Raw genomic sequence first — 23,645 nt, 5'->3', positions numbered from 1 at the left:
TGTTGCGTCGGGTTCATTGGGGATTGGCGGATGCTGTTTGCATCAGCTGTTCAACCTTGATGAACGACTCTTCCCTGGATTGCAGGATGGCCATTGCTTCTGGCTGTGTTTCAAGCCGCGGTCCGTCGACGACGGAGGCGAGCTTGAGCAAGTGATCACCTTCGTAGATGTTGTTTTTGAGCAAAAGGTCCAGGTTCTCGGTAATTTCATTGATCCGGTCATCACCGGGCTTACCGAACGCTGCATATTGCTCATCGACCCAGTACAACCACCCCAGCCGCGCTTGAATCTTTGCTGCGTTGTCGGGAAGGTTGAACGCCGGGCCATCGCCACGCCACTTCAGTTCCGACTTCGCCGTCCAGGACAGCCACGCGCCGCGCTCTTTGCCGAAGTGTCTCGGGGCAGGGCTATACACTGCTTGCCAAGGACCGAACAATTGAATGGACGTGTCGCCTGCGGTGTAGGCCAGCGCAGCCCACAGGCTAGGTTTGTGATAACTCAACAGGCTTTGGCCGCCGGAACCGTCGTTGGCTCGTAGCAACCAGCGCGCGTGTGCGAGTGCCTGAGTGGCGTCTTCTGCGACCAGGGCAATGCCCGAGTGATTTTCTTCGCACAAGCGCGTGGCTTCGACTGCCAATCGGCTGCCCCAAGGTGCTGTGAGCCAGAGCGGACCGTCATTGGCGATTTCCGCAAAGTCAGTGCTGCTGTACAAGGCTTGAGCATTCATCGGTTCGCCGATGCGATACAGACGCGACATTGCCTCGGGTTGGCGTGCGCGATCGATGATGAAACACAGGACCTGACTGGACTGTTCCCTGGGCAGCGACTCGAATCCGTAACGAGGTGCGGCCAGCAGGGTGTTCATGGCGGTCACATGCATGTGCAATCCTTACGGCTGCAGGCGCCGTTGCTTTGTTTGCCGCACAACGGCGTAATACCCGATTCGTTGAGGCGGCTGGGGAGAGGCGCTTTGCCCGCGACATCCGCATCCGCCACCTTCATCGGCCCCGGCAACAACGGCGCAGCAGGCGTACCCACCCCAGGCGAGCCCCCGGTATTCACCTTCACCTCAGCCCCACTAATCGTCACGCCCCCCGCATCAACCTTGACGAAACTTCCGCCAGCTTTCGCCGTCAGTTCCATTCCGCCTTCAACCACCACCTTCTCGCCAGCGTGGTAATGAATCTCCTGACCCGCCTCGACAAACTGCGCTGTGCCGATCTTCACATGCTGGGTCACCGCCACGGTCAGGTGATCATCCGCCCGCGCCTCAGTCTTTCGGTCCAGATGGGTAATCCGGTGTTCTTCAACCTTGAACTCGCTGAAAACATTGGCCTCGACCGTGTCATGGCGTTCATTGCCGATGCGGATTTTCTGGTCGTGCTCGATGTTTTCATCCCAGTCGCGCTGGGCGTGCAGGTAGATCTGTTCCGCACCTTTCTTGTCTTCGATACGGAACTCGTTGTAGCCCTTGCCGCCCGGGGAGCTGAGGGTTTTGAAGGTGCTGCGGGTCTTGTTTGCCGGCAGGTCGTAGGGGACGACGTTTTCCTTGTGGAACAGGCAGCCGGTGATCAGCGGTTGGTCGGGGTCGCCTTCGAGGAAGGTGACGAGGACTTCCATGCCGACCCGCGGGATCGCGATGCCGCCGTAGGCACTGCCGGCCCAGCCGGTGGCGACGCGTAGCCAGCAGCTGGTGGTGTCGTTGGCCTGGCCGTCGCGGTCCCAGTGGAATTGCACTTTGACGCGGCCGTATTGGTCGCAGTGGATTTCTTCGCCGGGCGGGCCGGTGACGATGGCGGTCTGGCTGCCGAGGACTTTCGGTTTCGGGTGTTCGAGGGCAGGGCGGAAGTGCGCGTCCCAAGGGGTGGCGAGGAAGCGGTTGCGGTAGCCCTGATGGAAATCGTCTTTGTTATGGGTGACGTCGCTGGTGACGTTTTTGCCGAGCACTTGCGGCTGCTTGCCTTCGTGCACGACTTCGAGCAGCAGCCAGAGATCGTTCCACTCGGCACGCGGGTGTTCGCTCAGGGCCATGAAGTGGCCGCTGACGAGGGTTGGCTCGTCGCCTTTGCCTTCGGCCAGTTTGTAATCGCTGCGATGGCGCTCCAGCGCGCGGGTGGCCAGTTGTTTGCCGCGCTCGCGGGTCAGGAAGCGGCCGGGGTAGTCGTAGTCTTCGAGGTCCGGGGCGAGAGCGCTCTTGGCGGCGCCTTCGGGCAGGATGCGTGGTTTTTCGAAGTCGTAGTCGCGGCGGCTGACGCGGGTGGTGCGGGTTTCCAGGCGCAGGTTGAAACGTTTGATCACCGGTTTCGTGGCGGCCATGCCGGAGTCTTGCTGGTAGGCCACGGGTGCGAGTTTGCGGAACACCGTCTGGTCATCGCCGAAGACGAGTTTGTGGCCGCTGGCGCTGTGTTGGAAATGGAAGTGAATGCCTTCCTCTTCACACAGACGCTGGATGAAATGCAGGTCGGATTCGTCGTACTGGACGCAGTAATCGCGCTCGGGGTAGATCGCGCCGAGCTGGAAACTGTAAGCGTCAGACAGGATGCCGCGCGCCTCCAGTACCTGGGCGATGATCTTCGGCACACTTAAATGCTGGAAGATCTGCTGGTCATGGTTGTGGCGCAGGTAAGCGAGTTGCGGGACCAGACTGATGCTGTAGCGCGTCAGGCTTTTGCCGGAATCGCCTTGCTCGATGCGATAGACCAGACCGTGAATGATGCCCTTGCCGGTGGCGCCGAAGGTCAGGCAGCCAGGCTTGTGCAGCAACTCTTCAAGTTTCAGGTCGGGACGGGCGCTGACCAGTTCGATGTCGAAACAGAACGGTTGATTGAGGGTTTCGCGACCGACGAAGCTGAGCACTTGCAGGTCAACGGAAACGCCTTCCAGCGTCAGGGAAATATGGGTTGCGTTCGCGTCCAGCATGCCTTTAATTCCGTCCTTTGAATAAGCTGGTGCGGATGGTGCAGGATTAAACCGCCACGTTCAAGGCGCAAATGGCGTAGGAGTGGATGCATTGGGCTATCGGGAAAACCCTTAGATACAAGGTTTCGGCCAATGAATGCAGGGGATTTTTAGTTATCTTTTCCTGGGTATCACTGCGCCACACCTTCCAGGTGGCCAAGAATCAACAGTCATTTCCAGACTAAAGTCCTCTTCGACCGATAAAAGCCTGCTGCCGCCATTGCCGATGATCCTGTTGATCGTTCCTGCGCTCTGCGTGGGAATGCCTCACTGACGCTCCGCGTCCGCTTTGGACGCGGAGCGTCCCGGGCTGTATTCCCACGCGGAACGTAGGAACGATCTGTCAGTTGAGTTGCTGCCGATACGGCAAATCCGGGCCGGTCTTGCTGCACGTCAGCGCCGCTGCCTGTACCGCAAACTTCAACATCCCGTCGATTTGCCCGCGCTCAAGGGATTGAACACCTTCAACCGAATCGAGCTGCTGCTCGGTCAACCAGGTAATCAACGCCGCCTGGAACGTATCGCCCGCGCCCACGGTATCAGCGATTTTCACTGAGCTCGCCGGTACTGACCACGAACCCTGAGTGCGGCTGAACACCGTGGCACCCTCACCACCTCGGGTCAGGAACACCAACTGACAGCGATGCTGCAACCAACTTTCAATCACCCGCTGCGGATCTTGTTCGGGGTACAACAGACTCAAATCCTCATCGCTGACTTTGATCAGATCCGCCAACTCAACCAGCGTCGCAATCCTCGAACGCCACAGGTCGATATTCGGTTCAGGATTGAGTCGGACATTCGGATCAAGGCTGATCAGGCGTTTTCCGCTTTCACGCTGCACCAACGCCAGCAGCGTGTCGGCAATCGGCTGCACCACCAGGGAGAACGAGCCAATGTGCAAACCACGCACTTGCGGGCCCAGCTCAGGCAAATGTTCAGTTCTGAGCTGCCTGTCCGCGCAACCTTCACCACGAAAGCTGTAGTGCGGCGAGCCATTGGCCCCGACCGCGACCATTGCCAGTGTGGTAGGTGCGGCGAAGTCCACCAGGTAATCCGGGCGCACACCTTCGTCCTGCAGCACTTGCTGCAAGCGTCGGCCAAGGTAATCGGTGGAGAGTCCTGCAAAAAGCGCCGCTTCCACGCCCAATCGCCGCAAGCCAACCGCCACATTGAACGGCGAACCGCCGGCAATTGCCTTGAAATTCACTTTTGAAGCCAGGCCGCCGGCGTCGTCTTCACTGAAGAAATCGAACAGCGCTTCGCCACACACCAGATACATAGTTGTTCGCTCTTTAAAGGGTTGCGACATGTTGTTGATAACGTTCATAGGCCTGCTGACAGGCCGCCACATTGTCGGCAATCGGCAAGGTTTCACTGGCCAGATCGAGCTTTACACAACGCTCGCAAAGGTCCGCCAGACTGTCCTCGTGGCCGTTTGCCCTGGACTTGCACCACGCCGCCTGAATCGCTGCGCCCAGGGCTGCCGCTTCGCTCTGCTCGGTACAGATCACCGGGGTGTTCATGATGTCGGCGACGATCTGGCGCCACACCGGGCTTTTCGAGCCGCCGCCGATCAGGCAAATGCTGCGGCTTTGTAAGCCATTCTGGCGCAGCAGGTCCAGTCCATATCGCAAACCGAAGGTCGTGCCTTCGACGACTGCGCGGCACAGGTTGGCCTGGGTCAGGTTGGTCATGGTCAAGCCCAGCAGGCTGCCGGTGGCATGGGGCAGGGCGGGGACGCGCTCGCCATTGAGGAACGGCAGCATGCACACGCCTTCGGCACCGATGGGCGCCTGCTCGACCAAATCGTTGAAGTGTTCGATATCAAGGGCGAACAGCTCGCGAATGACCCCCGTGACGTTGGTCAGGTTCATGGTGCAGATCAACGGCAGCCAGCCACCGCTGGACGAGCAGAACGTGGCGACCGAAGCATCCGGGCTGACTTTCGGCTGGTCAGCATAGGCGTACACCGTCCCCGAAGAGCCGAGGCTCATGGTGATCGCACCGGGCTTGATATTGCCGGTGCCGATCGCACCCATCATGTTGTCGCCGCCCCCGCTGGAGACCAGCGCCTGCGGGTTGATGCCAAGCTGTTCGGCGATGCCGGGCAGGATCGTGCCGACGGCTTGATGCGCATCGATCAACTCCGGTAACGCGGCTTGCAGGCGTCCGCTCGGGTCGATGTCGCGCAGCAACTGCAAATCCCATTGGCGGGTCCGCACGTTGAAATAGCCGGTGCCTGACGCGTCGCCGTACTCGCTGCAACTGCGGCCGGTGAGCCAGTGGTTCAGGTAGTCGTGGGGCAGGAGGATGTGGGCGATCCGGGCGAAAATGTCCGGGTGCTGTTCTTTGGTCCACAGCAGTTTGGAAACGGTGTAGCCGGGCGCGATGACCACACCCAGACGCTCAAGTGAACCCTTTTCGCCACCGAGTTGAGCCAGGAGACGGTCATTTTCCGGGGTGGATTCGGTGTCGCACCAAAGCTTCGCCGGACGCAGCACCTGACCTTGGTCATCGAGCAATACCAGGCCGTGTTGCTGTCCGGAGACGCCGAGGCCAAGGATGTCCTGACCGTCGACTTTCGCCGCGAGTAACGCACGGCGGGTGGCCAGGGTGAACGCTTCGAGCCACTGGCCGGTGTCTTGCTCGCGGCGACCGTTGGCGCCGCTGATCAAGCTGTGCACAGCGGCGCCCTGGCCCAGGACCTGGCCAGTGTGGGCGTCTAGGATCACGGCTTTGGTGCCTTGGGTGCCGCAGTCAATGCCGAGGAATAATTGTTGGTTTGCCATCGAAGGTCCTTGGATCGTCAGGTTCGACATTTAGGTTGTCGGTCAGTCCGTCATCGCGGGTAAGCCCGCTGCCACAGGAGATGTTTAGTCATGTTCGACAACGATCCAATGTGGGAGCGAGCCTGCTCGCGAAGACGGCAGCATTGTCACCGCCACATTTACGCCAGCACCCGCTCCAGCGTCCGCGTCACACCCACCTCCCGCAAGCTGTTACAGCACCATTCAAACGCCGCCACAAACGCCGGAGAACGGGGAATCGCCGTACCAAAGATCTCCTCAACCTGCAGCAACCGCTGGGTCATTAACGCATCATCGGCCACCAAGGCCTGGCAGAACGCCGCCCGCGGATCGGGAATCGAGTAGGTATCTCCATTCTCATCCACCCCCTTCAAATACAACGCCCAGGCTGCCACCACCAGCGCGGCACGCTTGGTCTCCTGGCCATCGGCAATCAGGCGATTAATGGTTGGAATGGTGAACTTGGGAAACTTCGACGAGCCGTCCGAACACACACGCTCCAGCTGATCGGCGATGGCCTGATTGGAGAAACGCGCCACCAGCGTGTTCTTGTAATCCGTCAGGTCAATGCCCGGCACGGGCGACAGTTGCGGGGTGACGTCCAGGTCCATGTAGGCACGCATGTAGCGCACAAACAGCGGATCATTCATGGTCTCGTGCACGAAGCGATAACCCTTCAGAAACCCCAGATACGTCAGGGCCAAATGACTGCCGTTGAGCAGTTTGATCTTCATCTCTTCATACGGAGTGACATCGTCGGTGAATTGCACGCCGACCTTTTCCCAAGCCGGACGCCCGTTGACGAACTTGTCTTCCAACACCCACTGCACAAAGGGTTCGCAGACCACCGGCCAGGCGTCGTCGACGCCATGTTTGTCGTGCAGTTGCAGCTTGTGTTCGGTGCTGGTCATTGGCGTGATGCGGTCGACCATCGCGTTGGGGAAGCTCACGCTGTTGGCGATCCAGTCACGCAGATCGGCATCGCGCAACGCGGCGAAGGCCAACAAGGCTTTGCGGGTGACGGCGCCGTTGTGCGGCAGGTTATCGCAGGACATCAAGGTGAAGGCCGGCGTGCCGGCGGCGCGACGTTTGGCCAGCGCGGCGCAGAGGAAGCCGAACACGGTTTTCGGTGCGTTCGGGTTGGCCAGGTCGTGCTGGATTTGCGGCAGGTGCGCCATGAACTCGCCGTTGCTGTCGTCGATGCAATAACCGCCTTCGGTGATGGTCAGCGAGACGATGCGGATCTCTGGGCTGGCGAGCTTGTCGATCAACACCTGCGCGCCGTCTTCGGCCAACAGCATGTCGCGAATCGCGCCGATGACCCGTACTTCAGTGTCGTCGGTGTCGCCCAGTTCGAACAGGGTGAAGAGGTAATCCTGCTCTTTCAGATCGTCCCGGGCGCGACGGTCTTCGGCGCGCAGGCCGACCCCGCAAATCGCCCAGTCCAGGCCTTCTCCGGTATTCATCAAGGCGTCGGTGTAATACGCCTGATGGGCACGGTGAAAACCTCCGACGCCGATGTGGGCGATGCCTTGGCGCGTATCGCTCAGGGCGTAGGCGGGCAGGGCCACTTCGGGCGCAAGGCGGTTGAGGTTCTGTTGGTTGAGTTTCATCACAGGCTCTCTAAATCAGGCCGCTGCACGCAGCGGGCGGGTGAGCGCCACGCCGTCGGCATCGAATAAATGGCAGTGTTCGGCGTCCAGGTGCAGGCTCAAGGCTTCGCCGTAACGGCTGGCGAGGTCGCCACGAACGCGCATGGTCAACGCTTCGCCGGAAGCGGTGACGACGTGGCAGAAGGTGTCGCTGCCCAGGCGTTCGCTGACGTCGGCGGTGACCTGCAAGGTGCAGTCGCCGGTTTGTGCGAGGTTGAGGTGCTCCGGACGAATGCCCAGGGTCACCGCGCCGCCGACGTTCAGTTGGGCACCGCTCAGCGGCAGGGTGATGCGGGTGCCGGCGTCCAGCAGGACTTCACAGCTTTGGCTCTCGACTCGGGTGACTTTGCCTTTGAGGAAACCCATTTTCGGCGTGCCGAGGAACCCGGCGACAAACAGGTTGGCTGGCTGGTGGTACAAGTCCAGCGGCGAGCCGACTTGCTCGATTTTGCCGCCGTTGAGGACGACCACTTTGTCGGCCATGGTCATCGCTTCGACCTGATCGTGGGTCACGTAGATCATCGTCGCTTGCAGGTCTTTGTGCAGGCGCAACAGTTCCAGGCGCATCTGCACGCGAAGCGCGGCGTCGAGGTTGGACAGCGGTTCGTCGAACAGGAAGATTTTCGGGTTGCGCACGATGGCGCGGCCGATTGCGACACGTTGACGCTGGCCGCCGGAGAGTTGCTTGGGCTTGCGCTCAAGCATTGGCCCCAGCTCGAGGATGCGCGCCGCTTCACCGACTTTCTTCTCGACTTCAGCCTTCGGTACGCCGGCCAGATCAAGGGCGAACGACATGTTCTTTTTCACGGTCATGTGCGGGTACAGGGCGTAGGTCTGGAACACCATCGCCAGGTCGCGTTTGGCCGGACTGACTTCGGTGATGTCGCGGCCATCGAGTTCAATGGTGCCGTCGCTGACTTCTTCCAAGCCGGCGATCAGGCGCAGCAGGGTGGATTTGCCGCAGCCCGACGGGCCGACGAAGACCACGAATTCCTTGTCGTTCACTTCCAGGTCGATGCCTTTGATGATGGAAAAGCCTTCGAAGCCTTTTTGCAGATTCTTGATTTTCAGGTTGGCCATGATGATGGGCCTCCACGTGTTGTTATTCAGTTGAGCCGGGCGGGCTTTTCTGTGGGAGCGAGCCTGCTCGTGATTGCGGTGTGCCAGATGCATTAATGCTGCATGACACTCCCTCATCGCGAGCAGCCTCGCTCCCACAGGGATTTGCATGTCGGCAGGTCATTTCACAGCGCCAAACGACAGGCCGCGGACCAGTTGTTTCTGGCTGATCCAGCCGAAAATCAGGATCGGCGCGCAGGCCAGGGTCGACACCGCCGACAACTTGGCCCAGAACAGGCCTTCGGGGCTGGAGTACGAAGCGATCAACGCGGTCAGTGGCGCGGCTTTCGACGAGGTCAGGTTCAGCGACCAGAACGCTTCGTTCCAGCACAGGATCAGCGACAGCAGCACGGTGGAGGCCAGGCCTCCCTTGGCGATCGGCAGCAGCACCCGGACCATTTCCTGCCAAAGCGTGGCACCGTCGAGGCGCGCGGCTTCGAGGATGTCTTTGGGGATGTCCTTGAAGTAGGTGTAAATCATCCAGACAACGATCGGCAGGTTGATCAGCGTGTAGATCACAATCAGCGCGATGCGCGTATCGAGCAAGCCGAAGCTCTTGGCCAACAGGTAGATCGGCATCAGCACGCCCACCGGCGGCAGCATCTTGGTGGAGAGCATCCACAGCAGCGTGCCTTTGGTGCGCTGGGTTTCGTAGAACGCCATGGAGTAGGCCGCCGGCACCGCGATCAGCAGGCACAGAGCCGTAGCGCTGAACGAAATCACCACCGAGTTCCAGGCGAAGCTGAAGTAATCGCTGCGCTCGTTGATGTGCAGGTAGTTCTCCAGCGTCGGCGTGAAGATGAACTGCGGCGGCGTGGCGAAGGCGTCGATTTCGGTTTTGAAACTGGTCAACACCATCCAGAAAATCGGGAAGAAGATCAGGATCGCGATGGCCCAGGCCAGAGTGCCGAGCAGCAGGCTTTGCAGGCGGCGGGATTGTTGAAGAGTCATGGCGCAGGCCTCAGGCTTTGTCTGTCAGGTTTTTGCCGATCATCCGTACCAGAACGATGGCCGCGATGTTGGCGATCACCACCGCGATCAAGCCGCCGGCGGACGCCATGCCGACGTCGAACTGCACCAGTGCCTGGTTGTAGATCAGGTACGCAAGGTTGGTCGAGGCATAGCCGGGACCGCCGTTGGTGGTGGTAAAGATTTCGGCGAACACCGAGAGCAGGAAGATGGTTTCGATCATCACCACCACCGCAATCGGCCGTGCCAGGTGCGGCAGGGTCAGGTGCCAGAAGATCGCGATCGGCCCAGCCCCGTCGAGGCGTGCGGCTTCTTTCTGTTCCTGGTCTAGGGACTGCATGGCGGTCATCAGGATCAGGATCGCGAAGGGCAGCCATTGCCAGGACACGATAATGATGATGGACAGCAGCGGGTAGTGCGCCAGCCAGTCCACCGGCTGTGCGCCGAACAGCTTCCAGACGTAGGCGAGAATCCCCGACACCGGATGGAAAATCAGGTTCTTCCAGATCAGCGCACCGACGGTGGGCATGATGAAAAACGGCGAGATCAGCATCACCCGCACGATGCCGCGACCGAGGAATTCGCTGGCCTCCAGCAAGGCACTGATCAGCACGCCCAGTATCACGCTGATTAGCAGCACGCTGCCGACCAGCAACAGGGTGTTGGTGGCGCCGGGCATGAACCCGGAGTCAGTCAGGAAGTAGGTGAAGTTCTCCAGCCCGACGAATTCGTTTTCGCCGGGATAGAGAAGGTTGTAGCGGATCATTGAAAAGTAAACGGTCATGCCCAGCGGCACGATCATCCACAGCAGCAACAACGCCACCGAGGGGCTGACCAGAAACCAGCCGGGATTGGCCAATCGGCTTTTACGCACCGGTTGGGGGATGTCCATGTGAGCTTTGGCAGTTGAAATATTCATGGCGATCACTTGCTCGAAATGCGGCGAGACCCTGTGGCGAGGGAGCTTGCTCCCGCTCGGCTGCGAAGCAGTCGTAAATCCGGAAAATGCGGTCTGTCTGATGAATCGCGTTTCCCGGATTTGGGGCCGCTAGGCAGCCCAGCGGGAGCAAGCGCCCTCGCCACAAATTGGATGGCTAGGGGTTATTTGGGATAACCGGCGCGTTTCATCTCACGTTCGGTGGTTTGCTGGGCCGCCGTCAGTGCCTGGTCGACCGTGGTCTGGCCAATCAGCGCCGCCGAGAACAACTTGCCGACCTGGGTGCCCACCGCCTGGAATTCAGGAATAGTCACCAACTGGATGCCGATGTAAGGCACCGGTTTGAGGGTCGGTTTGCTCGGGTCCGCCGCTTTCAGCGATTCCAGCGTGACCTTGGCAAACGGTGCGGCGCTCATGTAAGCCTCGCTGTAGGTCGAGGCCCGAGTGCCGGGCGGCACGTTGGCGATGCCGTCTTTTTCGGCAACCAATGCGCCGTATTCCTTGGAGGTAGCCCAGGCACTGAAGGTTTTCGCCGCGTCCTTGGCCTTGGAACTGGTCGGGATCGCCAGCGCCCAGGAATACAACCAGGCTGAACCTTTGTCGGTGGTCTCATGCGGCGCATAAGTAAAGCCAACGTGCTCGCTGACCTTGCTTTGGGTTTTGTCGGTGACGAAGGAACCGGCAACGCTGGCGTCCACCCAGATCGCGCACTTGCCGCTGTTGAACAACGCAAGGTTTTCGTTGAAGCCGTTACTGGAGGCACCCGGCGGGCCGGATTTCTTCATGGTGTCGACGTAGAAATTCAAGGCGTTTTTCCACTCGGGGCCAGTGAATTCCGGCTTCCACTGCTCATCAAACCAGCGTGCCCCATAGGCATTGGCGACGGTGGTGATCAGCGCCATGTTCTCGCCCCAACCGGCCTTGCCACGCAGGCAGATGCCGTACTGTTCTTTGTCTTTATTGGTGAGCTTGCTGGCGAATTCGCCGATCTGGGTCCAGGTCGGGCGCTCGGGCATGGTCAGCCCGGCGTCCTTGAACAGGTCGGTGCGGTAATAGGTGATGGAGCTTTCCGCGTAAAACGGCAGGGCGTAGAGCGAGCCCTTGACCGAAAGGCCTTCACGCACCGAAGGGAACACATCGTCGAGGGCGTAGGTGGCCGGCAGATCCTTCATCGGCTCCAGCCAGCCCTTGGCGCCCCAGAGTGCGGCTTCGTACATGCCAATGGTCAGCACGTCGAACTGCCCGCCCTGGGTGGCGATGTCAGTGGTCAGGCGTTGGCGCAGGACGTTTTCTTCCAACACCACCCAATTGAGCTTGATGTCCGGATGCTCGGCCTCGAAGGTTTTCGAGAGCTTTTGCATGCGGATCATGTCGCTGTTGTTGACGGTGGCGATGGTCAGCGTCTGAGCGCCAAGACTGACGCTGCTGAGGGTCATGCAGGTGAGGGCAAGCAGAGCTTTTACAGAAGGTTGCATCGTGCACTCCTTTTCTGCACCCGATGGGGGACAGAAGGACAGTTATTGTTTTTGTGTCTTCCGAGGGCAGGAAGAATGTGCACTGATTACAGCCTTCAATTGAGGATGTGACAAATCATCCGTCGCACTTGAATCGATACTTTTTTGCACTGGGATTAATGGGGGGAGATACAAGGACAGGCTTCACAGAGGTGAACAGTCATCGATTTTGTACAGGTTTTCCGGCCCATTCGCGGGCAAGCCTCGCGCTCCTACAGGTATGGCGTATGGCCCAAAACGCCCTATGACCAAGACGTTCAGGCCAGATTCTGTTCGGTCAGCCGCTGTACCGCCAGCCGCCGGTAATGCGAGGGCGTCATGCCCTTGAGCTGTTGGAACCGCCGATTGAAGTTGGAAATATTGTTGAAACCCGATTCGAAACACACATCGGTCACCGGTTTGTCGCCATCGGCCAGCAACTCGCAGGATTTGCTGATGCGCAGGCGATTGACGAACTCGATGAAGCAGCGCCCGGTGGCTTGCTTGAACACCCGGCTGAAATACGTTGGCTTCATGCCTAAATGCTCGGCGACTTCCTCGAGCGGCAGGTCCCGGGCGTAATGCGCAAAAATGTAATCCACCGCCCGGTTGGTGCGATCGATATTGTGTTCATCCGCCAGTTGCGGCGTGGTGGCACCCGACAGCAACTGAAAATCGTCAGAAGCCGCGAGCAGCTCCAGCAGTATGAAAAAGTGCCCGAGCCGGGTGACGCCTTTAGTGTCGGCGATGCGTTGCATCAACGTCATGGCCTGGCGGATGGTGCGCTTGCAACGAAATTCGATGCCGTACTGCGCGCGCTCCAGCAGTGGCGCAAGGGTCTTCAGTTCTGCGAATACCTGATGACCGCTCTCGAACAATTCATCCGTGAAGTTGACCAGCATGTCGCGCTTGGGCACTACCTCGTCTTCGGCCACCTGGCTGATCCAGTTGTGAGGCAGATTCGGGCCGGTCAAGAACAGGGTTTCCGGGTAGAAGTTGCCAATGTAATCGCCGATGAACACCTTGCCGGAACTGGCGACGATCAGGTGCAGTTCGTATTCCTTGTGGAAATGCCACCGCACCAACGGGCAGGGGAATCCATGCTGGCGATAGATGATCGACAACCCGTTGTGGTCGTCCATCAGTTCGTAGGAAGGATCTGTGACTCTTGCGGTTCGGGTCATGTCAGGGCGCTTTTTATTATCATTGCGCCCTGATCATGCCTCTTTCCAGGCCCCTAATGCCAGTGTGCAACGTCCCGTGTGTCAGCCCGGAGTCCGCTCATGCAACGCATGGCCGTAAACCGCTTTCATGCTGTTGGCCGTCCAGCAATAACGAACGATCTCTGATTCGTCGAAAAAGTCGGTATTGATGATGCTGCAGCGTGTGACCCAGTCCCGGGTGGGATTGAACCAGTCATTGATCTGGGTTTTGATGTCCTGAGGCCCTCCCAGAAACGCGTAGCTGGTGGCTGATAACGACCATAGAAACGTTTCGTACGGCGCGTCTTCGAGTGCGCTGGAAACATGGTTTTGCAGATCCTCGGTATCGGTAAACCGTTTGTTTATCCACTTGTGTGGGATGCGCGGCCAGAAGTAATCCTCATCCAGTTCCCGCCGTCCATGCGCCGCCAACACCACCCGGCGGCGAGAACTGATCCGCTTCAGTTCGCCGATGGTTTTTTCAGCGTCGCCGGGGGGGATCACTCGCTGCCCGAGTCGACTCACCAGAAGATCGTTGAGTTTCTGATAATCAAAGGGTTTGGACCCATCCGCGAGTTGGTGGAAATCCAGCACGATGAACTCATCGGGATTGCGGTCAAGGAACGCTGACACGTCTGTCATCAGTTCATCGAGGACCCGATGGGACTGGTATCCGTTGTGGTGAAAATAGAAAATCGACTGGTCCGCGCCCTCGGTGTAACCCAAGCGGATATCAAAGGCCCGGGCACCGTTGGACAGTTGCCAGGCAAATGAACCGTTTTGACACGTTGTCCAGTTGCCGATAACAACATCATAATTGGGTGCCTGTTTATCCATGCCGGCGTTATGGGCGCCCGGCCAGACGATATCGGTCAGTTTTAATCGATGGATATCCAGGACGTTACTCATCCACTTTTGTTTGTCTAACGTGCCCGCTGTGTTTTGGGTCATGACAGTTCCTTGTCGTTGACGCGCCCCCTCCGTGGGGCGACGAAGTTCATGTATCAGAGTTGGCTGCACGCCACACCTGTGTTGATCGCCCTGCGCAGAAAGGCTTTCATGACCCAGCATAGAAGTGAGTAAGAGGATTTCCAGTCATGGAAACAGTTACACATAGATGGCCGTTTAATGGCACGCCGATTAGTTGGCTCGTTTGGCGGCTTTATACACGTTTGCGGTTCGGCAGTAGGAAACAATTTGCGACTCTTCAATGAAGTCAACATTGATGATGTTGCACTTTGCCGCCCAATCACTTTTTTCGGGGTCGAACCAGGCATTGAGTTCATCATGAATATCCACGGGGCCACCGAGGGCGCTGTAACTCGCTGCCGAGAGCGACCATGGTGCCCATGTGCCTGGCGGGTAGGTCAGGACGCTCGTAATGTGCTTCTGCAGATCGGCGGCGCTTGTGATGCCGCTGCCAGACCATTGGTGTTCAATCTGTTCAAGGAACACGTTTCGATCAAGCTGCCAATGCCCAGGGGCCGCGACCAGGAGCCTTTGCTCAGAACTGATTTGCTTGAGTTGATGCAGGCTCAGAGAACGGTTTCGAGTGGGAATTATCAGGTGCCCCATAAGATGGATCATCATGTTGTTGAAAAAAGTGTAATCAAACGCATCCCCTTTTAGTTCGTGGAAGTCCAGGACAATGAATTCATCGGGGTTCTCGTCAAGAAACTGCCTCAGGTCGGTAAACAAGTTCCCCAAGGTACGATTGTTGCGGTAGCCGTTGTGATGCATTCGGAATTTTCCAAGCCCCGGTTCCTTGGCGTCAAATACGAGTCTGATATCCAACGCTCGAGAGCCTTTGCACAGTTGCGAGTAAAACGATTGGTGCTGACAAGCCAGCCAGTGGGCGCCTGGAATAAGCGGCCAAGAGGCTTTCCAGTCGCTGCCAGCGTTATGGGTGCCCGGCAGGGTCAATTCGCAGAGTGACAACGTGTCAATGGCCGGCGTGCTGGCCATCCAGTCGTTAAGTGTCAGGTTGTTTTGAACAATGGTAGTCATTTAATGCATCCTTGCATCAAGTGGTAAGTTAGATAAAAGCCGCCGGATAAGTTTGTCTGAATCTAATCCGGCGAGTTGTTTATAAGGTGGGGTGTGGAAGGGGTCAATAAGCGTGACAATGCAAAGTGTGTAGCGATAGTGTCGATAGTTAGTGAGTGCGGTTTTTTGCTTCAATCCATTGCGCCATATACTGCGTACTTTTATGGTGGTGATGACGCAGCATGCTGCCGGTAAAGTTATCCGTTCTAAGTTGGGCAAGACGTTGTCGGCAGTCTATTAACTTTTCGATAAGTGCCGGGCCATGTTCGGCTTGTCTATAACGATTGGCCAACAACACCTGCCCTCTGGATTGGGCGTCCGTCCAGAGTGCTTCATCCTTGTACAACCGCACCGCATCATCGGCGAACTCCCGTGCCGTCCGGGCCACGGCGCCAGGCCAGGGATGCTGGCCGTGCATTGCTTCTGCGCCGATAGGCGTTGTGACTGTAGGCGTGCCACACAGCATGGCGTCGATGATCTTGCCCTTGATGCCCGCGCCGAAACGTAGCGGTGCCAGGCACACGCGCGCCGCCGACATCACTTGCAAGGCGTCTTCCGCCCAGTTCATGACATGGAACCCTTGGGCCGCGTTATGCAGCGCAGTGGCCTTGGGCGGCGTGTAAGCGCCATAGATGTGCAGTTGGGCGCCGGGTAGTTGTTCGCGGATCAACGGCCAGATCGCCGTTTTCATCCAGAGCACCGCATCCCAGTTCGGCGCATGTCGAAAGTTACCGATGCTGAGAAAGTGCGCCCGATCTTCAAAGGCAGCCGCCGGCACGCTCGGCGGTTCGACCATCAACGGGCACCAGTGCAGCAAATTGCGCGGCATCTTGAACTGCTCGACCAGCAACTCGATTTCCACTTCAGAGATCATCAGGTTCAAATCGCAACGATACAGCGCGGCCATTTCCCGTTTGGCCAGATCGGTATCGGCCATCAAGTCAAACTCTTCGCGCAATGCCGGTGCGAACAGGTCAGTGAAATCATTGTTATCGTCGCTGGTCTTCAAGCGATCCTTGAGACGCTGATGTCGGGCGTGCCGCAGGCTTTGCAGATCCGAAGTTTCAAGCACTCGCAAGGCGGCGGGGCAGTGTTTCTCGACACGCCAGCCGAATTGCTCTTCCATCATGAATTGATCAAACAGCACGATATCCGGGGCCAGTTGGCTGACGAAGTCGTCGAAACTGCTGTTGTTCAATTCGATCGGGACTTCGCGAATGCCTAGCGCCGTCAGATCCGCGCGATGTTCACCGGTACCGGCCGGACTGCTGAAGGTAATATCCCAGCCTTGTTTCAGAAACGTATCCAGAATCTGCATCACATGCCCACTGGCGGCCGAAGAGCGGGGCTCGGGCCAGACGTAACCAATGACGAGGACTTTGGTTGCGCGGGGCTGATTCATGAACGGTATTTCCTTGACTCGGGATGAGGGCTGAGTGACGCGAGAGGCGCGGGATTTAACCATATCTGGCCGCAAGGGATCACGACGTCGATGGAATGTTCTGCCATCCAGGGCGGCCTGTGCAACCGGTGGTGGGCAGGCTAAGGCTATGGAAAACGTGCTCAGGTTTATCCGCACAGGTCCGGTAGCAAGGTTGTTAGTGTGATGGATTGTTTCAATAAACAGGGAAGGCGCATTGATTGCTCAAGTGCAGCAGGATCATTTATAGGCAGCTAAGGTTTGCCGTTGATACGGCAAACCATTTTTTGGAAAAAGTGCGCCTAAGAAAATGTAATGAATGATTAAGCAAGCATGCCTTTGACCTTGTCGCGCAACTTATCAATCGAAAACGGCTTGCCGATCACTTGCATGCCCGCAGGGAGCTCGATGCTCTCGGCATAACCGCTGGCGAACAGGATCGGCAATTCATGACGCAGCATCCGCGCCTGTTTCGCCAGTTCTCTGCCATCCATATCCGGCAAACCCACATCGGTCATCATCAAATCGATGTGCTGGTCCTCATCGTTTAGAAACTCCAGCGCCTTTTTGCTGCCATCGGCCTCAAGGACCTTGTAGTCCAGTTCCTCCAGTACATCGACGATCAGCATGCGCACGATGTCATCGTCTTCTACTACCAGGATGGTGGACGGGGTGGAGGACATAAGAGGGCTCTCAAGGTAAATTCAGGGTCGCAGGTCGATCGAAATCGCCGGGCTCTATCATGAGTAAGTGGCAGATCCCGACAAGTTCCCGGCGTTGTGCAAAAAAGAATAGCTGTACAAGAGACGGCAGGATAACCGCTCCTTAGATCGATCGCAGCTAAATGCGGGTATTTGCCCGGATCGGCCGCAGAAAGTTGGATCAATGTGCCCGTTTTGGGGCAAACTCCCTGGTTTTGAACAGTTCGACAAGGCCTCCCCATGACCCCTGCGTCTTCGGTTGATGAGCAACGATTCCGTAAACTCCTGAGCCGCAACATCAGTCTGCCGTTGGGCGTTGGTGTGCTCAGCGCGGTGTTCTTTGTCTCGCTGATCACTTACCTGCTGTCGGTAATCCAGTGGGTCGAGCACACCGACCGGGTGATCAATAACGCCAATGAGGCGGTGAAACTGACCGTTGATCTGGAAACGGGGATGCGCGGCTTTCTGCTCAGCGGCGATGAGCATTTTCTCGACCCTTACGAAACGGCCAAGCCGAGAATCGCGGTCGCGCTCAATACTTTGCTCGAGCTCACGGCCGACAATCCGGTTCAGACCGATCGTCTGCGCCGACTCCAGGCCTTGCAGGTTGAGTGGGCCAACTATGCGCAATCCATGATCGAGTTGCAGCGCACCAACGGTGATTATCGCGGTGCTGTCAAAGCTGGGCAGGGCAAACGGCTGACCGACGAAATCCGCAAGCAATTCGAAGACGTGATCGACATGGAGCAGCAGTTGCGCACCACGCGCAACGAGGAAGTGCGCCGCACCACGATCTGGAGCATCTCCCTTTACCTGCTGTTCATCCTCGGCATCAGCGGTTTGCTGGCCTATATCGGTCGTCGCGATTTGCTCAACCTGTCCCAAAGCTATAGCGCCAACCTCGCCGCACAACAGGCCAGCGCCCGGCGCCTGGAACAGCAAGCGTGGCTGCGCAACGGCCAGACCGAACTGGCCGAGCAGGTGCTGGGGCAACTGTCCCTGAATCTGTTGGGGCGCAACATCCTGCAGTTCTGCGCGCAATATCTGGGCACTGCGGTCGCTGCTATTTATGTGCGCGAAGAACATGGCGGCCTCAGACGAATAGCGTCCTACGGTTTTTCTCGCGAGCAGGAAGAGCGCGACCAGCAGATCTACAGCGATGAAGGGATTGCCGGCCAGGTGGCGCAACAGGCTCGCCTGATCCGTCTCGATGACGTGCCAAGCGACTATTTCAAAGTCAGCTCCGGTCTGGGCGAAGGCCTGCCGCGTAGCGTGCTCGTGGTGCCCACCAGCGACGATGATCGGGTTAATGGCGTGATCGAGTTGGGTTTCCTGCGCCCCTTGGACGACCGCGACGTCGAATTGCTCGAGCTGATCGCCGGCAACATCGGCACGTCAATCGAGGCCGCTCGCTACCGTCAGCGTTTGCAGGAAGTGCTGGCCGAAACCCAGCAGCTCAACGAAGAGCTGCAAGTTCAGCAAGAAGAACTCAAGACCGCCAACGAAGAGCTCGAAGAGCAATCGCGGATTCTCAAGGAGTCCCAGGCTCACCTGGAAACCCAGCAAGTCGAGTTGGAGCAGACCAACGAACAACTCGCCGATCAGGCACAGATTCTGGCCGATCAGCGTGATGCGATGGACTTGAAGAACACCGAGCTCAACCAGGCCCAGGCCCAGCTTGAAGAGCGCGCCGAAGAATTGCAGCGCTCGAGCAAGTACAAGTCCGAGTTCCTCGCCAACATGTCCCACGAACTGCGCACGCCGTTGAACAGTTCGCTGATCCTGGCCAAGTTGCTGGCGGAAAACCCTCAGGAAAATCTCAGCGCCGAGCAGGTGAAGTTCGCCGAGTCGATCTACTCCGCCGGCAATGACTTGCTCAATCTGATCAATGACATTCTGGATATTTCCAAGGTCGAGGCCGGCAAGCTGGAAATGCGCCCCGAGAACACCAGCGTTGCGCGTCTGGTGGACGGACTGCGCGGAATGTTCGAGCCGATGGCCGCTGACAAGAAGCTGGAGTTCGAGGTCGACGTGCAGCCCGGTTCGCCGATGATGCTGTTCACCGACCGCCAGCGTCTGGAGCAAGTCGTTAAGAATCTGCTGTCGAACGCGGTGAAATTTACCGAAAAAGGCATCGTCAGCCTCACGGTGGCGTCCCAGCCGAACGACGGCATCGCCTTTATCGTCCGCGATTCCGGGATCGGCATCGCCGCCGACCAGCAGGACAGCATTTTCGAAGCCTTCCGCCAGGCCGACGGCACCACCAATCGCCGTTATGGCGGCACGGGGCTAGGCCTGTCGATTTCCCGCGATCTGGCGGCGTTGCTGGGCGGTTCGATCAGCGTCACCAGCGAGCCGGGGCAGGGCAGTGTGTTCACCCTCGTGCTGCCGCAGCAATACGTAGAACCGGGTGATGCGCCCCTCGCGCCGATGCAGGCTACCCCGGTCGCCGCAAAACCTAGGGTGACAACGCCCGCGCTGGTGCCGCTGATTGCCGAAGTCGACATTCCACGTTTCGATGATGACCGCAGCAAGGCGCCATTCACCACCCGTTGCATCCTGGTGGTGGAAGATGAGCCGAATTTTGCAAACATTCTCTACGATCTGGCCCACGAACTGGGTTACCAGTGCCTGGTCGCTCACGGGGCCGATGAAGGCTACGACCTGGCCAAGGAGTTCATTCCCGACGCCATTTTGCTGGACATGCGCCTGCCGGACCATTCCGGGCTGACCGTATTGCAGCGTCTGAAAGAACATGCCGAAACCCGCCACATTCCGGTGCATGTGATTTCGGTGGAAGATCGGGTCGAGGCGGCCATGCACATGGGCGCGATCGGTTATGCGGTCAAGCCGACCACTCGCGAAGAACTCAAGGACGTGTTTGCCCGCCTCGAGGCCAAGCTGACCCAGAAGGTCAAACGGGTGCTGCTGGTCGAAGACGATGATTTGCAACGCGACAGCATTGCTCGCCTGATCGGCGACGAGGACATTGAAATCACCGCCGTCGGCTTCGCCCAGGAAGCGCTCGACCTGCTGCGCACGACCATTTTCGATTGCATGATCATCGACCTGAAGCTGCCGGACATGCTCGGCAACGATCTGCTCAAGCGCATGTCCACCGAAGATATCTGCTCGTTCCCGCCGGTCATCGTTTACACCGGACGCAACCTGACCCGGGACGAAGAGGCTGACCTGCGCAAGTACTCGCGCTCGATCATCATCAAAGGCGCTCGCTCACCCGAGCGTTTGCTGGATGAGGTCACACTCTTTCTGCACAAAGTCGAATCCAGGTTGTCCCATGAACGCCAACGGATGCTCAAGACCGCGCGCAGCCGCGACAAGGTCTTCGAAGGCCGCAAAGTGCTGCTGGTGGACGACGATGTACGCAACATCTTCGCCCTGACCAGCGCTTTGGAGCAAAAGGGTGCAGTCGTGGTCATCGGCCGGAACGGTCGTGAGGCGATTGAAAAACTGAATGAAGTCGAGGACATCGATCTGGTGTTGATGGACGTGATGATGCCGGAGATGGACGGTTTCGAAGCCACCATCGAGATCCGCAAGGACCCGCGCTGGCGCAAGCTGCCCATCATTGCGGTGACGGCCAAGGCCATGAAGGACGATCAGGAGCGCTGCCTGCAAGCCGGCTCCAACGATTACCTGGCCAAGCCCATTGACCTGGATCGCCTGTTTTCGCTGATTCGCGTGTGGTTACCGAAGATGGAACGCATTTAGTGGAACGCATTGAAACAGTGGCGCGTAACAGCGAGATCGAATTGCGGTTGTTGATCGAGGCGATCTACCTCAAGTACAGCTACGACTTTCGCGATTATTCCGGCGCTTCGATCAAGCGCCGGGTCAATCATGCGTTGGCGCAATTCGAGTGCAATACCATTTCGGCCCTGCAAGAAAAGGTGCTGCACGATCCGACCGCGTTCATGCAGTTGCTGCAATTGCTGACGATCCCGGTCAGCGAAATGTTTCGCGATCCTTCGCATTTCCTCGCGATCCGCAAGGAAGTCGTGCCACTGCTCAAGACCTATCCGTCGATCAAGATCTGGATCGCAGGTTGCAGCACGGGTGAAGAAGTCTATTCGATGGCAATTCTGCTGCGCGAAGAAGGCTTGCTCGATCGCACGATCATCTACGCCACCGATATCAATCCGCGCTCGCTGGAGAAGGCCAAACAGGGGATTTTCTCCATGGAGAATGTCCGCGCCTACACTCACAACTACCAGCAGGCCGGTGGCCAGCGTTCGTTCGCCGACTACTATACGGCGGCGTATGGCTACGCGATTTTCGACAAGACGTTGTGTGAGAACGTGACGTTCGCCGATCACAGCCTGGCGACGGACAGCGTCTTTTCAGAAACGCAATTGATTTCGTGCCGTAATGTTTTGATTTATTTCAATAAAAAGCTTCAGGATCGCGCGTTCGGTTTGTTCCATGAATCCCTTTGTCACCGGGGATTCCTGGTGCTGGGCAGTAAGGAAACCCCGGATTTTTCCGCCTTCGGCAACCAGTTTTCGCCCTTGGTCAAACAAGAACGGATTTACCGTAAATCATGAACAATGCAGCGGATTTGCCTTCGATAGAAGCTATCGTGATCGGCGCTTCGGCCGGTGGGGTGGAGGCATTGCTCAACATTCTCAGTCCGTTGCGTAAAGGTTTCATGCTGCCGATCATCGTAGTCCTGCACCTGCCCGACGAGCGGCGCAGCCAACTGGCCGAAGTCTTTGCCCGCCGGGTTTGCATGCCTGTCGAGGAAGCTGGCGACAAAATTGATGTGGCAGCCGGAACGTTGTATTTCGCCACTCCGGGCTATCACTTGTCAGTGGAGCAGGACCGCAGTTTTTCCCTGAGCCTTGAGGATCGCGTGCATTACTCGCGGCCTTCCATTGATTTTCTGTTCGAGTCGGCGGCCGATGTCTATGGCCCAGGCCTGGCGGCCGTGCTGCTGACTGGCGCGAACCGTGATGGCGCACACGGATTGGCGCGGGTCAAACGTTGTGGCGGCCTGACCATCGTGCAGGACCCGGACGAAGCCCAGGTCGCGACCATGCCTCGGGCGGCGCTGGATTTGCACTGCCCTGACCACATTCTCCCAATACGCGGCATCGGCCGTCTGCTTGTCGAGCTGGAACGAATAGCATGCTAAGTAACATCCAAGCCAAATTGCTGATTGTCGACGATCTGCCGGAGAACCTGCTGGCACTTGAGGCGCTGATCAAGCGTGAAGACCGCATGGTCTACAAAGCCTTGTCCGCCGACGAAGCCTTGTCGTTGCTGCTGCAACACGAATTCGCCATGGCCATTCTCGACGTACAGATGCCGGGCATGAACGGCTTTGAACTGGCCGAGTTGATGCGCGGTACAGAGAAGACCAAGAACATCCCGATTGTGTTTGTCAGTGCCGCGGGCCGCGAGCTGAACTACGCGTTCAAGGGTTACGAAAGCGGGGCCGTGGACTTCCTGCACAAGCCACTGGATATTCACGCCGTCAAAAGCAAGGTCAACGTCTTCGTCGACCTCTACCGCCAAAGCAAGGCGATGAAGCAACAGGTTGAAGAGCTGGAGCAGGCTCGCCGCGAGCAGGAAGCGCTGCTCAAGCAGTTGCAGACCACCCAGAATGAACTGGAGCAAGCGGTGCGCATGCGCGATGACTTCATGTCGATCGTCGCCCACGAAGTCCGCACGCCGCTCAATGGCCTGATCCTCGAAACCCAGCTGCGCAAGATGCACCTGGCCCGGGACAACGCGTCGGCGTTCACCCTCGACAAGATGCACGCCATGGTCGACCGTGACGAGCGGCAGATCAAAAGCCTGATCCGTCTCATTGAAGACATGTTGGATGTGTCACGCATCCGCACCGGCAAGTTGTCGATCCGCTCGACCAGATTTGACCTCGTGCAGTTGGTCAGCAACCTGCTGCAAAACTTCGCGCCGCAAGTTGACGCCGCCGAGTGTTCCGTTGCGTTTACCGCCGAGCAGCCAGTGGTCGGCAACTGGGACGAATTTCGTATCGAACAAGTGATTTCAAATCTGCTGACCAACGCCTTGCGTTATGGTGGCAAGAGCCTGATTGATGTCAGGGTCTACAGTCACGAGGGTCAGGCACGGGTCGAAGTGCAGGACCGCGGGATCGGTATCAGTGAAGAAAACCAGAAGCGCATTTTTCAACAGTTCGAACGGGTGTCAGCCAAAACCGTGGTCGCGGGGCTGGGACTGGGGCTGTTTATTTCCGAGCAGATCGTCGCCGCCCATGGCGGATCCATCGCCGTCGAGAGCAAGATCAACGAGGGCGCCTTATTTCGCGTTTGTCTGCCGTTGTAGGAAAACAG

18 protein-coding genes are annotated in these 23,645 nt (G+C 58.1%); 4 read left to right on the top strand and 14 right to left on the bottom strand.

Features of this window, described 5'->3' with window-relative positions; translation table 11 throughout:
• Window positions 1-13: 13 nt before the first annotated feature.
• The 14 genes from JIO00_RS15125 to JIO00_RS15060 form a co-directional block, all read right to left on the bottom strand.
• Entirely contained in the window at window positions 14-880 is an 867-nt protein-coding gene (locus tag JIO00_RS15125; protein WP_200666133.1) for a DUF4123 domain-containing protein, read from the bottom strand.
• Entirely contained in the window at window positions 871-2,919 is a 2,049-nt protein-coding gene (locus JIO00_RS15120) for a type VI secretion system Vgr family protein (RefSeq protein ID WP_200666131.1), read from the bottom strand. Before JIO00_RS15120 ends, JIO00_RS15125 begins: the two co-directional genes overlap by 10 nt.
• Window positions 2,920-3,301: 382 nt before the next feature.
• Window positions 3,302-4,240: a carbohydrate kinase family protein gene (locus JIO00_RS15115; RefSeq protein WP_200666129.1), complete on the bottom strand. Its 939-nt coding sequence runs from the start codon at window positions 4,238-4,240 to the stop codon at window positions 3,302-3,304.
• A gap of 13 nt (window positions 4,241-4,253) precedes the next feature.
• On the bottom strand, window positions 4,254-5,750 hold the full coding sequence (gene xylB, locus JIO00_RS15110) for a xylulokinase (RefSeq protein ID WP_200666127.1): 1,497 nt from the start codon (window positions 5,748-5,750) through the stop codon (window positions 4,254-4,256).
• A 158-nt stretch (window positions 5,751-5,908) separates the two neighbouring features.
• A complete protein-coding gene (locus JIO00_RS15105) occupies window positions 5,909-7,381 on the bottom strand; it encodes a mannitol dehydrogenase family protein (RefSeq protein WP_200666125.1) in 1,473 nt (490 codons plus the stop codon).
• 15 nt (window positions 7,382-7,396) lie between these two features.
• Window positions 7,397-8,500 (bottom strand): ABC transporter ATP-binding protein, encoded by a 1,104-nt coding sequence (locus tag JIO00_RS15100; RefSeq protein ID WP_010460469.1) that lies wholly within the window; start codon window positions 8,498-8,500, stop codon window positions 7,397-7,399.
• A gap of 159 nt (window positions 8,501-8,659) precedes the next feature.
• Window positions 8,660-9,490 (bottom strand): carbohydrate ABC transporter permease, encoded by an 831-nt coding sequence (locus tag JIO00_RS15095; RefSeq protein WP_007936731.1) that lies wholly within the window; start codon window positions 9,488-9,490, stop codon window positions 8,660-8,662.
• 10 nt (window positions 9,491-9,500) lie between these two features.
• A complete protein-coding gene (locus JIO00_RS15090; RefSeq protein ID WP_200666123.1) occupies window positions 9,501-10,427 on the bottom strand; it encodes a carbohydrate ABC transporter permease in 927 nt (308 codons plus the stop codon).
• Between the two features lie 182 nt (window positions 10,428-10,609).
• Complete coding sequence (locus JIO00_RS15085; protein ID WP_102593498.1) at window positions 10,610-11,920, bottom strand: ABC transporter substrate-binding protein; 1,311 nt, start codon at window positions 11,918-11,920, stop codon at window positions 10,610-10,612.
• 296 nt (window positions 11,921-12,216) lie between these two features.
• Window positions 12,217-13,122 carry an AraC family transcriptional regulator gene (locus tag JIO00_RS15080; RefSeq protein ID WP_077747836.1) on the bottom strand — a complete coding sequence of 302 codons (906 nt, stop codon included), beginning with the start codon at window positions 13,120-13,122 and terminating at the stop codon, window positions 12,217-12,219.
• An 81-nt stretch (window positions 13,123-13,203) separates the two neighbouring features.
• Complete coding sequence (locus JIO00_RS15075; RefSeq protein WP_010460458.1) at window positions 13,204-14,091, bottom strand: phospholipase; 888 nt, start codon at window positions 14,089-14,091, stop codon at window positions 13,204-13,206.
• Between the two features lie 189 nt (window positions 14,092-14,280).
• Complete coding sequence (locus JIO00_RS15070) at window positions 14,281-15,147, bottom strand: phospholipase (RefSeq protein WP_200666121.1); 867 nt, start codon at window positions 15,145-15,147, stop codon at window positions 14,281-14,283.
• Between the two features lie 148 nt (window positions 15,148-15,295).
• On the bottom strand, window positions 15,296-16,588 hold the full coding sequence (locus tag JIO00_RS15065) for a glycosyltransferase (RefSeq protein ID WP_010460455.1): 1,293 nt from the start codon (window positions 16,586-16,588) through the stop codon (window positions 15,296-15,298).
• A 341-nt stretch (window positions 16,589-16,929) separates the two neighbouring features.
• Complete coding sequence (locus JIO00_RS15060; RefSeq protein WP_010460453.1) at window positions 16,930-17,289, bottom strand: response regulator; 360 nt, start codon at window positions 17,287-17,289, stop codon at window positions 16,930-16,932.
• Between the two features lie 258 nt (window positions 17,290-17,547).
• Here JIO00_RS15060 and JIO00_RS15055 point away from each other — a divergent pair, with 258 nt between their 5' ends.
• From JIO00_RS15055 to JIO00_RS15040, 4 genes are read left to right on the top strand one after another with little or no spacing between them, the layout of a single operon-like run.
• Entirely contained in the window at window positions 17,548-21,039 is a 3,492-nt protein-coding gene (locus JIO00_RS15055; protein WP_010460451.1) for a response regulator, read from the top strand.
• Complete coding sequence (locus JIO00_RS15050) at window positions 21,039-21,872, top strand: CheR family methyltransferase (RefSeq protein ID WP_010460449.1); 834 nt, start codon at window positions 21,039-21,041, stop codon at window positions 21,870-21,872. The genes JIO00_RS15055 and JIO00_RS15050 overlap by 1 nt, the downstream gene beginning before the upstream one ends.
• Entirely contained in the window at window positions 21,869-22,462 is a 594-nt protein-coding gene (locus tag JIO00_RS15045) for a chemotaxis protein CheB (RefSeq protein ID WP_010460448.1), read from the top strand. Before JIO00_RS15050 ends, JIO00_RS15045 begins: the two co-directional genes overlap by 4 nt.
• On the top strand, window positions 22,456-23,637 hold the full coding sequence (locus JIO00_RS15040; RefSeq protein WP_010460446.1) for a hybrid sensor histidine kinase/response regulator: 1,182 nt from the start codon (window positions 22,456-22,458) through the stop codon (window positions 23,635-23,637). The genes JIO00_RS15045 and JIO00_RS15040 overlap by 7 nt, the downstream gene beginning before the upstream one ends.
• Window positions 23,638-23,645 lie beyond the last annotated feature (8 nt).

Origin of the sequence: Pseudomonas sp. SW-3, assembly GCF_016615645.1 — a bacterium.
In the GTDB taxonomy this organism is placed as follows: domain Bacteria; phylum Pseudomonadota; class Gammaproteobacteria; order Pseudomonadales; family Pseudomonadaceae; genus Aquipseudomonas; species Aquipseudomonas mandelii.
The sequence above is the reverse complement of the archived record's forward strand: the minus strand, read 5'-3'. Positions and strand labels throughout refer to the sequence as shown.